Consider the following 11,875-nt stretch of genomic DNA (forward strand, 5'->3'; position numbering starts at 1 on the left):
TGACTCGGCGTGAGGGCTCGCCGTCCTGGGCGAGGGCGAGGCCGGCCTCAGGGGGCGCATCGTCCTCACCGCCCCCGGCCTGGGACATCACGTGGAGGAAGGCGTTGAGACAGCGCGCTTCCGCATCGGCGACCAGGGCCTTCGAATCGCTTCCGGCGGCGACGAGATCGCGCTGCAACTCCCTGTAGATGCGCGTGTCGAAGATATCGGAGAGCACCGCTTCACGGTCCTTCGAGGAGGCCGTCAAGAATTCGGCGAACTTCCCCTGGGGGAGGACCACCGTCTGGAGGAACTGCTCCTTGCTCAAGCCGACGAGGTCGCGAATCGCGGGGTCCACCTGGCGCGCGCCGCGCTCGACGGCCCCGACCGTGCGGAAGCCGTCCTGCGCATCCGGATCCTCCACGACCCTGACGAGGGTCACGGGCTCATTCCTGGGGCTCTTGCGGCCCTTCGGAATGTAGGAGGGGAAGCGGCGGACCTGATAGATCCCCGAGGAGACCTCGAAGACGAGATCGACCTCGGAGTGCACGCCGGGCGCCGCGAGATCGGAGCGCAGCCGGTCCTTGGAGGAATCCTTCAGACGCGCGACGTCGCCGTACAGGGCGAAGGTGATCGCATCGATGAGCGTCGACTTGCCGGCCCCCGTGGGCCCTTCCAGGAGGAAGAGGCCCGAATCGTCGAAAGCGGTGAAATCGATGACTTCAGTGCCGGCGAAGGGGCCGATAGCGGTGAAGGCGAGGCGGTGGAGCTTCACTTGGTCCTCCCGATGCGGATGCGGGCCCACATGCCGTCGAGAACGGCGGCCTCTTCATCGTTGAGCGCACGCCCGCCGACCGTCGCGAAGAACTCGGAGGCGACCTCGGAGGGCTCCCGGTCGCTGCGAGCGGCTCGGGGGGCGCTCTGGGGGTCGGCGGAGCCGAGGTGCTGGATGACGAGCGCATGGGGGTACACCTCGCGCAGACGCGCGATCATGTTCTCCGGCCGGGCGGCGTCGAGCACGCTGATCGAGCAGTAGGCGCGAGGCGCTTGAGGATCGGGGGAGGCGAGGAGGTCGTCCATGAATCCTTGGAGGCGGACGACCGGGCGATGCGCGCGAAGGGCGATGAGCTCGGGGGTCACGGGCGCGGAGCCCGTGTCGATGAGGACCATCGACTTGTCCGCGCCCGCCTCCGAGAACGAATAGGCGATCGGCGAGCCGGAGAAGCGGATCGGCATGGAGGCCCCGCGGATCTCCTGAGGACGATGCAGGTGACCCGCCGCGACGTAGACGACCCCGAGGTCGACGGGCTCCTCGCCGCCGAGGGCGTCGAAGACGGCCGCGGGGACCGCGCATGCCCCGCCGACCTCGATGTCGCGCTCGGAATCCGAAGCGGTCCCCCCGGTGAGGAATGCGTGGACCATGAGGACCGCGGGCCGGGCATCGCCGAGGCCGCGACGCCGCACGAGATCGCATCGGACCCTGCGCAGGGCCGCGGACACGACCGCCTCGTGGGAGCGCGGGAGCGGATCGGGCCGCTCCGATTCCGAGGACGGAGGATCGGCCAGGACATGGCGGACCAGATCGGGTTCGAGATAGGGGATCGGGTAGACGAGGCAGCCGTCGTCCGGGTCCCCGCATTCGACCGCCGTGCCGATCGTCTCGGGGTCGGTCACGACGACGAGACGATCCGACAATAGCTTCGCGAAGAGCCCGAGCCTGGCCGGGCCGTCATGATTCCCCGAGGTGATGATGACCCTGGCGCGCCCGGTGAGGCGCTCGAGAAGGGCGTTCGTCTGCGAGATCGCCTCCACGGGAGGGACCGCGCGATCGAAGAGATCGCCGCTGATGAGCACGAGGTCGACCGCGCGCTCCTCGACGGCTTCGAGCAGCTGGGCGAAGAAGGCGTCAACGGATCGGGCGAGGTCGGCGCCGTGGAGGGTCCGACCGATGTGCCAATCCGAAGTGTGGAGAATCCGCATGCCCCAAGTGTCGCCCAAGCCATGGGCATTTGCCGCACCGCGCACGCGCCGGCCCGGCTGCAGCGCGCTCAGTCCTCCGCGCGCTCGCGCGAGGGCCAATCGAGGGCCGCGAGCACCTCATCGTGCACGAGGCCGTTCGTCGCCAGCGCGCATCCGCCCCAGGGGCCGTCCTGGCCGTCCAAGGACGTGAAGCGCCCGCCGGCCTCGACGACGATGGGGACGAGCGCGGCCATGTCGTACACCTCGAGCTCGGGCTCCATCGCGCAATCGACCGCGCCCTCGGCGACCAGCATGTAGGACCAGAAATCCCCGTAGGCGCGAGTCCGCCAGAACGCCGACTGGAGCCTGAGGAACTCCGATCCGCGATCGGCGTGCAGCCACCCGTCGAGGGAGGAGTAGGAGAGCGAGGCGTCCTCGACCCTCGCGACGCCGGAGACCGAGATGCGCCTGCCCGTGAACAGGGAGGTGCCCGTCCAGGCGCCCTGCCCCTTCGCCGCCCACCAGCGGCGTTTGAGCGCCGGAGCCGAGACGACTCCGACGACGACTTCCCCGTTCTCCACCAGGGCGATGAGCGTCGCCCAGACCGGAACCCCGCGGACGAAGTTCTTGGTGGCGTCGATCGGATCGATGATCCACTGGCGCGAGGAGCGCCCCGAAACGCCGCGCTCCTCACCGAGGATCGCGTCCCGCGAGCGCGCGTGCGACAACTGCCTGCGCAAGGCGTCCTCGACCGCGCGATCGGCGTCGGTCACGGGCGTGAGATCCGGTTTCGCCTCCACCACGAGGTCCGATGCGCCGAAGCGCGCGAGGGAGATGCTGTCGGCCTGGTCCGCCAGGACGTGGGCGAGCCGAAGATCGTCGTTGTACGGCGCGGTGTTCATGCCCTCACGCTAGCGCCTCCGTGCCCGCTGCCCTCGCGCAAGCGCCGATGACGCCGCAGATCGCGAGGAGCCGGATCGGCAAACGCTCGACGCGGCGACCGACTGCCCGCGAAGGGCGCCGAGAAGGCGATCACGGGCGGCGAGGGCGGTCCGCTCACTTCCCCCTGTCCAGGGTGTCGCCCTCGTATCGGGCCATCACCTCGGTGATCGGGCCGTCGTGAACGAGGCTCCCGCCCTTGAGGTACAGGCCCCGCGTGCAGAAGCGCTTGAGGTCCTTCGCCGAGTGGGAGACGAGGAAGAGGGTGCAGCCCTGATCGAGGCGCTCCTGGATCCGCGCGTAGCACTTGTCCTTGAAGGCCTGGTCGCCGACGGCCAGGACCTCATCGACCATGAGGATCGGCGCGTCCAGGCTCGAGATCACGGAGAAGGCGAGACGGACCTTCATCCCCGAGGAGTAGTGGCGGAAGGGCGTGTCGAGGAACTCCCCGACGCCGGAGAACTCGACGATCTCGTCGAATCGCTCCGCGATCTCCTTCGGGCTCATCCCGTGCAGGCCCGCGGACAAGGAGATGTTCTCCCTCCCGGTGAGCTCGGGGACGAAGCCCCCGGTGATCTCGATGAGCGGCGCGGTCGCCTCGCGCACCTCGATCCTGCCCTCGTCGGGGATCATGACGCCCGCAACGAGCTTGAGCAGCGTGGACTTGCCCGAACCGTTGCGGCCGACCACGCCGATGGCCTCCCCCGGTTCCACGGTGAAGGACACGTCGCGCAGGGCCCAGAACTCCCGCGCCCCGGGCACCGACGAGGGGCGCCACAGGAGGCGTTCGCGCAGCGATTGCGAGCGCCGACCCTTGTTGAACTTCAAGCCGACCTCGGACACGGAGATGATCGGTGCCATTCAGATCTCCTTGAGGAAGGCCCGTTCGGACCTCGCGAAGAAGGCGTAGCCGCTCACGAGGGTGAGCGTGCAGATGATCGCCGAAGAGGCGATCGCGGGCCAGTAGAGCTCCTGGGCGAAGATCCCGGCCCTGAAGGCCGAGAGGATCCCGCCGAGCGGGTTGAGCAGGTAGAGGTCCTGGATGATCCGGGGCATCCGGTCGTTGCCGAAGACGTCGCCGAGGCCGTAGATCGTCGGCGAGGCGTAGAAGAGGAAGCGCAGCGCCAAACGGACGAGGGGATCGATGTCCTTGAGCATGACCATGAGGGGCGCGAAGAAGAAGGACAATCCGGTCAGGAGCATGAGCTGCAGGAGGATCGCCACCGGGAACAACCACAGGTTCGCATTGAGCGGCGGCCGGTAGATGAGCAGGAAGAGGAGCAGGACCGGCACGGAGAAGAGGAATTCGATGCCGCGGGCGAAGACGGAGCGCAGGACCCAGATCTCGCGCGGAACCGCGGTGGAGCGGACGAGCTTCTCCTGCGAGGTGATGGCCCGCGTCCCCTCGGGCAGGCCGATCTGGAACCAGAGCCAAGGCAGGAGGGCCGTCAGGAGGAAGACGATGTAGGGCTCCTCTCCGACGCTGCGCTTGAAGATGATCGTGAAGACGAACCAGTAGATGAGGCCCATGGCGAGCGGGTCGAGGACCGACCACACGTAGCCGAGGACGGAATCGGCGTAGCGGACTTTGAGATCCCGGCGGACGAGGAGGCCCAGCACTCTTCGGTCGTTCCAGATCGCCCTCGCGCGCAGGACGAGGCAGACCCGCCCTCCGCTCGAATGCCCGCTGTTCATGCACGCGCCTCCCCGCGCGGAGCCGAGCCCGCGCGCTCTTCGTCATCCCGGACGGGGATCGTGATCCCCAGAAGTGCCGCCCAGGTCTCCCACTCGGACCCGCTGCGCGCCCTCGAAGCGTACTCCCAGGAGCGGCGCCGCCACGAGAGGGCGAGCCTTGCGTGATCCGTCACGGTCCTCACGAGGAGACGACGCGCCCTGGCCGGATCGAGGACGAGGGGGGCTCCGGGATGGTCGAGAATGCGGATCGCATCGGCTCCCAGCGAATCCCACCAGGCGTAATCGGCTGCTCCGGCCTCGCGGATCGTCCTCGGAGCGGCGGGGCGACGGCCGGGGAGGATCTTCCCGAGGGCGGAGGCGGCGGCCCGGAGGCGATGCTCCCTCCGGTCCGCGGGCGCTTCGACCGGGGTGCCCGGGACGAGGGCGAGGGCGCGCTCGTCCGTGCGCCCCTGGGCGCGGTCCCAGACGCGAACGGCCCACTCCCGCGCCCTCAGCAGATCCTGGCCGAACCACGAGGAGTCCCGTGCGACGGCCCTCGCCGCCTCGTTCCACGACTCGGCGACCGCGTACTGCAAGGACAGGATGTGCTTGACCTGGTGGGCGACGCTGGAGGCGAGGACGCCCCTGGATGCGCCGCGGGCGGCCGCCACGGCGAGGCGGTTGCGCTGGGAGAGGACCCCCGACCACGACCAGAGCGTCTTCGTGGTGTCCCAGCGGGGATGATGGACGCCCGTTCCCGGCAGGACGGTGAAACGGTATCCCGCGTCGCGGGCGCGCAGCCCGTATTCGGCATCGTCCCATTTGAGGAAGAGGGGGAGAGGGGCGCCGAGGCGGGCGACCGCCCCCGGGGGCAGGAGGCAGCCCCACCAGCCCGCGTAGTTCGGCGCGTGGATGAGGTCGAGGGCGTCGGCCAGGCCCTCGGCATCGGCCTCGGTCGTGCGGGCCGTGAAGAGGGAGTCGGCCTTCGTCCAGAAGAAGTCGCGGGCCCGCACGTATTCGGCGCCGATCCTCAGGGTCTGCGGATCCTCGGTGTCGAGGAGTGGCGTCCCCAGGATCTCGTCGACTCCGGCTGCGCGTGCGCACGCCATGTGCAGGGCCATGCGTCGCAGGACCTCCGGCTCCAGGCGCGCGTCGTCGTCGGAGAGGAGGACGGCGTTGCCCGGACGCGCGAAGGACTCGATCATCCCGCGGGCGTAGCCGCCCGACCCGCCGAAATTGCCCTGCTCGACAAGGCGAAGGCGCCCGGGGTGCTCCCGGGCGAGCTCGGCGAGCACCGGGTCCTCGGCGATGCCGCCCATCTGGTCGATCACGATGACGAGGTCGATGAGCCCGGATCCGAGGAAGGACGCCACCTGCGTGCGCGTCTCGGCGATCCTGCCGATCGTGGGGACGATCGCCGTGATCGGATCCGGGGCGAGCGGGGCCCCGACGCTCCAGCGGACGGCTCTCATCTCGCCCTCGGGCTCGAGCCACAGCCAGTCCTCGTCGGTGGCGACCCTCAGGGGTTCGGCATCGGACACGATCGCGAGGCAGACGGTCCTGCCGCGGCTGCGGCCCATGAGCCTGACGGGAGCGGCGGCTTCGACTTCGACGAAGAGGTCGCCGGGAAGGACCTCGCGCCAGTGGGACACGGGGAAGAGGGTCGCCCAATGGCGGGGCGCCCCGTCGCGATCGGACCACGACTGGAGGAGGGTGCGCCCGCTCATTCGCCGAGGGCCTCCACCATGCGCCGGACTCCCTCGTGAAGCGGGACCCGCGGCCTCCACCCCAGATCGAGGAGCCTGCTCGGATCGAGGCCGAGGCGGCGCTGGATGCTGACCCCCTTCGGGGGCCTCCCCTTCGCGAAGCGCACCTTCAGGTCGAGTTCCGGGCGGGCTGCGACGAAGGCGTCCGCGAGTTCGCGGATCGTGACCGCGCCCTGCGGGTCGGCGATGTTGTAGATCGGCGCATCGCCGAGGAGATCGGCCGTGAGGAGGCCCGCGACCGCGTCCGTCACATAGGTGTAGGTGCGCACGGCCGTCCCGTCGCCCGTGAGCACTATGTCGCGGCCGGCGTGAACATCCGCGGCGAAGTCCGCCTGCACTCGCCCGTCGTCCAGGGCCATTCCCGGGCCGTAGATGTGCCCGAAGCGGACGACGAGGCCGGCGAAGCCGTACTGCGCCGAGTAGACGGCCACGCTCGTCTCGGCGATGCGCTTGCCCTCGTAGTAGCAGGCGCGCACGGAATAGGGGTCGAGCGGCCCGTAGGAGTCCTCCGCGATGAGGCCTTCGGCCGGCTGGGCGCCGTACACCTCCGAGGAGGACATGAGGACGAAACGGCCCGGTGCGCTGATGAGCTGATCGAGGAGATTGAGCGTGCCCAGGGCGTTCGCCTTGAGCGTCGCGGCAGGATCCGTGGAGTGGAGCGCGGGTCGGGCCGGGGAGGCCCCGTGGTACACGCGGTCGTAGGAGGCCCCCTCGAGGTCCGCCGTCACGACGTCGCCCTCGATGAGCCGAACGCCTTCTCGCTCGAGGAGGGACCCCAGCTTCCCCCTCGCGCGCGCTTCGCTGTGAACGAGCAGATCGAGGCGGAGATCGAGCCCGTGCCGCTCATCGGCCGCCGCGAGGGCGCCGACGAGGTGCATCGGGATCATCCCCGAAGCGCCGGTGACGAGGACGCGCGCGCCGCGCAGGCGCTCCCAGGGCAGATCGGTGCGGGCGATCCCCTCGCAATCGCGGGCGAAGAACGGGGAATCGGCGACGGGGCGGGCGCTCATCCTTCGCTCGCCTTCGCTCCGAAGGCCCTCTCGTCCTCGAGGAGGGTGAAGAAGGTCCGCGCGACGTAGAAGTCCGAACTCGTCGTCACCTTGATGTTCGTGTGCGGGCCGGGGACCATGCGGACGGGGATCCCGTAGTGCCGGAACAGGAAGCAGGTGTCGATCGTATCGGTCATCCCCTCGGCGATCGCCCGTTCGTACACCTCGACGGCATCGCCGAGGCGGAAGGTCTGGGGCGCCTGCGCTGTCCACAGGGGCTCGCGCGGAATGACCTCCTCGATGGAGTCGCCCTCGACGCGCACGACCGTCTCATTCGTCTTCGTGCAGGTGACCGCCGTGCCGTGAGCCCTCACGGTCTCGAGGTTCGCGCTGATGAGCGCCTCGTCGACGAGGGGGCGCACACCGTCGTGGATGAAGACGATCGAGTCGGGGTCGCAGGCGTCGGCGAGGACGCGCAATCCCCTGTAGCGCGAGTCCTGGCCGGTCGCGCCGCCCGGGACGATCCACTTCACCTTGTCGAGCTCGTAGCGGTCGATGAGGCGCAGGAGCTCATCGCGGAACTCGTCGAGGATCACCACGAGGATCGCATCGATCTCGGGATGATTCTGGAAGGCCTCCAGGGTGTGCACGATCACGGGACGGCCGTAGATCTCCAGGAACTGCTTGGGCACGGAGCCCGCCTGCATCCGCACGCCCCTGCCCCCGGCGAAGATCAAGGCGACGTTCATTCTTCCTCCCCTGGAGTAGCGCTCCGGAATCGCTGCGGCATCCCGCCCAGGATCAGCCAGTCGATGAAGCGATCGGCATTGCCCCGATCGGCGTGATCGAAGTTCTCCTCGCGGAAGGCGAGGGCCTTGGCCGCATCGAGCCCGGGATCCGCGATCAGGGCGAGCAACTCGTCGAAGGAGGTCGCGACCGGGCCCGGCGCGCTCGCCCGGTAGTCGCGGTGCATTCCACGAGTCGCCGCATACATGTCCAGATCGTACGCGTAGAAGACCATCGGGCGTTCCAGGAGGGAGTACTCGTAGATGATCGAGGAGTAGTCCGTGATGAGCACGTCGACGCAGTGGAGAAGGTCGTTCGTATCCGGGAATCCGGAAGCGTCGATGATCCTGCCGCGAAGGGCCTCGGGGATCGGAGCGGGATCGACGACGAAGTGGTGCTGGCGGACGAGGAGGACGGAGTCCTCGCCGAGGGCCTCGTAGAGGGCGTCGAAGTCGACGCGGTCCCAGTCGTAGTAGCCGTCGGCCATGCCCCTGCCCCGGAAGGTCGGGGCGAGGAGGAGGACGCGCTTGCCGACGGCCTCCGGATAGGACCGTGCGAACAGGGCCTTCGCATCCCCGATCCGCGCCGGATCGAGGAAATCGTCGATCCTGGGCAGTCCGGTCGGGATCACGGCCCCGCGTTCGATCCCGAAGACCTCGGAGTACACGTCGCGCAGGGGCTCGGATCCGCAGATCGCATAGGTGTAGTGGCGGTGGGCGTTCGTGAGGTTCGGCGACCCCCACTTCCCGAAGCGCGAATAGCCGACGTCCTTGAACCCCGATCCGGCGTGCCACGCCTGGATGATCGTGTGATTCCCGTCGACGGGGAAGGAATCGAGGAGGACGAAGTAGTCGTCGACGATGATCGTCCCCGCCGATCCCATGAGCCAGGCGAGCCTGAGAGCGGACTTGCGATCCGACATCGCCTCGGTGCGGAAGGAGTAGAGGAACTCGAAGCGCTCGTCGAGGCCCCGCTCGACCATCCGGTCGCGGATCGTCCGCAGATTCCCCTGAAGGCCGGGGCGGGCCTCGGAGGCGAAGAGGATCGTCCCGCCCCGATCCGGGTGGAGCGCGATCGAGGCGCGATAGGCCGCGATGAGGCAGGAGCGCTTCACGGCCCTCCAGGCCCCGGCGGCGAAGAGCCCCGCCCTCGTCCGAAGCGCGGAGCCGGCGGGCGGGCGGACGAAGGAGAAGACGCGCAGGACGAACTCGGGTTCGAGCGCTCCGATCCCCGGTTCGACCACGTAGGCGCGGCGGTTCGCATCGTGGAGGAAGGGCCGGGAGGCGTCGTCGAGGGAGCCCAGCAGGGCGAAGTCGCATCCGACGCGGTGCCAGCCCTCGCCGTCGAAGGCCGCGATCCGCCACGTCGCATCCGGAAGGGGCTTGCGCTGCTCGAAGTTCGTCACATTGATCGTGAGGCGCCATGTATCGGGATCGACCCGATGCGCTTCGACGGGGCGGAGGGCGTCGCACTCGCGTCGGAGGCCGAAAGCCGCAGGGGCGGCTTCCACGACCGGATCCACGTCCAGCTCGTCGTCCGGAGCGCGCGGAGCCCCGTCATGCGCCCGAGCCCGGGGCGCCATGCGGACGTCGATGCGCAGGAGGACGCGCTCCCAGGAGACGCCGACGACCTCGAAACGGGAGGAGGCCAGGGGCGGGAGGACACGAGTAACCATAGGAGCGAACAGGGACCCTTCCCGACGACGGAACCTCCGACGATTATACGCGGGAGGGGCCCCGCGCTCCCGGAAAGGGAGGCGATCACGGAACGGTTGCGAATCGGGGCGCACGTCCGAAAAACCGCGTTGTGCGACGAATCCGCGGCCCGAATGGATACTCTGAACGCATGACCCATGCTTCGATCGCGGCGGTCGTCGTTGCCTTCAACCGGGCCACGATGCTGCGCGACACGCTCGACGCGCTCGCGGCCCAGACACGGCGACTCGATGACGTCATCGTCGTCGATAACGCCTCCTCGGACGAGTCCGCCCAGGTCGCGCGCGGGCACCGCGTCGTCACCGACGTCGTGCCGATGGAGCGCAACATCGGCGGGGCCGGCGGTTTCGCCGCCGGAATCGCGCGGGCGATCGCGCGCGGCGCCGAATTCGTGTGGCTCATGGACGACGACACCGTCCCCTCGCCGACCGCCCTGGCGGAGCTGTGCCGCGCGCACAGGGACTACCCCGGTCAGCCGGCGGTCCTCGCCTGCCGCGCCGACTGGATCGACGGTCGCGAGCACCCCATGAACACGCCGCGCGAGCGCTTCCTCATCGACCCTCTCCTGCGTCGGCGCGCGGCAGTCGCGGGGGCGCGGCAGATCCGCACGGCCTCCTTCGTCGCGGTCCTCATCGATGCGCGCGCGATTCGCGAGGAGGGGCTGCCCGTCGCCGATTACTTCCTCTGGAACGACGATTTCGAATATACGGCGCGCCTGCTGCGCACACGCGTGGGCCTCTACGTCGATGCGGCCCGAGTCGAGCACCGGACGAAGGCCTTCGCCAACTCCACGGATGTCGATCCGGGACCGCGCTTCGTCAACGAAGTGCGCAACAAGGTCTGGGCCTTCACCCGTTCCAGGGCCTTCAACCCGGTGGACACCCTCGCCTTCGGCGCGGCCACAGTCTTGCGCTGGGGCCGGATGATCGCGAAGTCCCCGCAGCGTCGCGAGCGGCTTCGCGACCTGCGCGAGGGGATCCTCAAGGGGTCGAGGACGCCCCGGCCGACCGCTGAGGTCCTCTGGAACACGCCCGTCGGCCGCCAGGCGGCGGTCCTCGAAGCGGGGGCCGCCACGCGGATCCCGCCGAGGAGGGCCCAGGGCCCCATCGAGTTCGCGGTCCTGCTGCCCGTGTGGGCGGGGGACGCCCCCGAGTACTTCGAACGCTCCCTGCGATCGGTCGGCGCCGACCAGACGCGCAAGGCCTCCCTGCTTCTCGTCGTCGTCGACGGGCCGGTCGACGCGAGGATCGACGAGATCCTGTCCGACTGCCGCTCGGGGCTGCGCGAGGATCTCACCGGGGGAGTCCCCGTGGAGGTCGTCCGCATCGCCGAGAACCGGGGGCTGGCGAACGCCCTCAACGAGGGGCTCGAGGCCTGCCCCTACGAGGTCATCGCCCGAGCCGATGCCGACGACATCTCGTTCCCGCATCGTTTCGCCATGCAGCTGCCGCTCATCGAGGAGGGATTCGAACTCATCGGCTCGGCGATCGCGGAGTTCGAGTCCGATGAGACCGAGACCGGCCTGGTGCGGCGCATGCCGCTCGAAGCCCGCGAGATCCGGGAGACCATCACCGTGCGCGATCCCTTCAACCATCCGACCGTCGTCTACACGAAGAGCGCAGTCGCGAAGGCCGGAGGCTATGAGCACGTCGACCGCATGGAGGACTACTGGCTCTTCGCGCGCATGGTCTCCGGGGGCGCCGCGTGCTGCAACATCCAAGAACCCCTCGTCCTCTACCGGATCGGCGATGGCGCCTACACGCGCCGCGGCGGGGCGTCCATGTTCCGATCCGAGATGGCGCTTCAGCGCCTCTTCGTGGAACGGGGCCTCATCGGACCGCTGCGATGGGCGCGCAACGTCGCGGTCCGCGGCGGCTACCGCCTGGTCCCCGCATCCCTTCGCAAGGCCTTGTATCAGAACGTCGGCAGGATCGTCTGGTTCCGGTAGGGCCCGCCGGGTTTGAGCCCGCTCGGATCAGGACCCCTCGGACGATCGCGCACTCGCCGCCCGTTGGCCCGGCGGCGCCGCAAATCGGCGCGCCGCCGGGATTCACCGTCTCGCCGCCCG

At 69.3% G+C, this 11,875-nt stretch carries 10 protein-coding genes; 1 reads left to right on the top strand and 9 read right to left on the bottom strand.

The features are described 5' to 3' along the window. The 9 genes from ACQY7V_RS09965 to ACQY7V_RS10005 form a co-directional block, all read right to left on the bottom strand. Positions 1-754, bottom strand: a 754-nt coding sequence (locus ACQY7V_RS09965; RefSeq protein ID WP_428640086.1) for an AAA family ATPase, incomplete at its 3' end; no start/stop codon positions are given. Beyond that, positions 751-1,959: an exonuclease SbcCD subunit D gene (locus ACQY7V_RS09970; RefSeq protein WP_428640088.1), complete on the bottom strand. Its 1,209-nt coding sequence runs from the start codon at positions 1,957-1,959 to the stop codon at positions 751-753. The genes ACQY7V_RS09965 and ACQY7V_RS09970, both read right to left, overlap by 4 nt. A 68-nt stretch (positions 1,960-2,027) precedes the next feature. Further along, positions 2,028-2,840, bottom strand: a complete 813-nt coding sequence (gene hisN, locus ACQY7V_RS09975) for a histidinol-phosphatase (protein WP_428640090.1) — start codon at positions 2,838-2,840, stop codon at positions 2,028-2,030. Between the two features lie 154 nt (positions 2,841-2,994). Continuing rightward, on the bottom strand, positions 2,995-3,738 hold the full coding sequence (locus tag ACQY7V_RS09980; protein ID WP_320836485.1) for an ABC transporter ATP-binding protein: 744 nt from the start codon (positions 3,736-3,738) through the stop codon (positions 2,995-2,997). Continuing rightward, on the bottom strand, positions 3,739-4,572 hold the full coding sequence (locus ACQY7V_RS09985; RefSeq protein ID WP_428640091.1) for an ABC transporter permease: 834 nt from the start codon (positions 4,570-4,572) through the stop codon (positions 3,739-3,741). It lies immediately after the preceding gene. Beyond that, positions 4,569-6,278, bottom strand: coding sequence for a glycosyltransferase (locus ACQY7V_RS09990; RefSeq protein WP_428640093.1), 1,710 nt, complete (start codon positions 6,276-6,278; stop codon positions 4,569-4,571). The genes ACQY7V_RS09985 and ACQY7V_RS09990 overlap by 4 nt, the downstream gene beginning before the upstream one ends. Then, on the bottom strand, positions 6,275-7,327 hold the full coding sequence (locus ACQY7V_RS09995; RefSeq protein WP_428640095.1) for an NAD-dependent epimerase/dehydratase family protein: 1,053 nt from the start codon (positions 7,325-7,327) through the stop codon (positions 6,275-6,277). Before ACQY7V_RS09995 ends, ACQY7V_RS09990 begins: the two co-directional genes overlap by 4 nt. Further along, positions 7,324-8,055 (bottom strand): IspD/TarI family cytidylyltransferase, encoded by a 732-nt coding sequence (locus ACQY7V_RS10000; protein ID WP_428640096.1) that lies wholly within the window; start codon positions 8,053-8,055, stop codon positions 7,324-7,326. The genes ACQY7V_RS09995 and ACQY7V_RS10000 overlap by 4 nt, the downstream gene beginning before the upstream one ends. Further along, positions 8,052-9,767, bottom strand: a complete 1,716-nt coding sequence (locus ACQY7V_RS10005; protein WP_428640098.1) for a CDP-glycerol glycerophosphotransferase family protein — start codon at positions 9,765-9,767, stop codon at positions 8,052-8,054. Before ACQY7V_RS10005 ends, ACQY7V_RS10000 begins: the two co-directional genes overlap by 4 nt. A gap of 170 nt (positions 9,768-9,937) precedes the next feature. On the opposite strand from ACQY7V_RS10005, the gene ACQY7V_RS10010 reads away from it, so the two are divergent. Next, on the top strand, positions 9,938-11,755 hold the full coding sequence (locus tag ACQY7V_RS10010) for a glycosyltransferase (protein ID WP_428640100.1): 1,818 nt from the start codon (positions 9,938-9,940) through the stop codon (positions 11,753-11,755). Positions 11,756-11,875: the final 120 nt, after the last annotated feature.

The sequence above is a fragment of the Schaalia sp. genome (assembly GCF_050312375.1).
In the GTDB taxonomy this organism is placed as follows: Bacteria; Actinomycetota; Actinomycetes; order Actinomycetales; family Actinomycetaceae; genus Pauljensenia; species Pauljensenia hyovaginalis.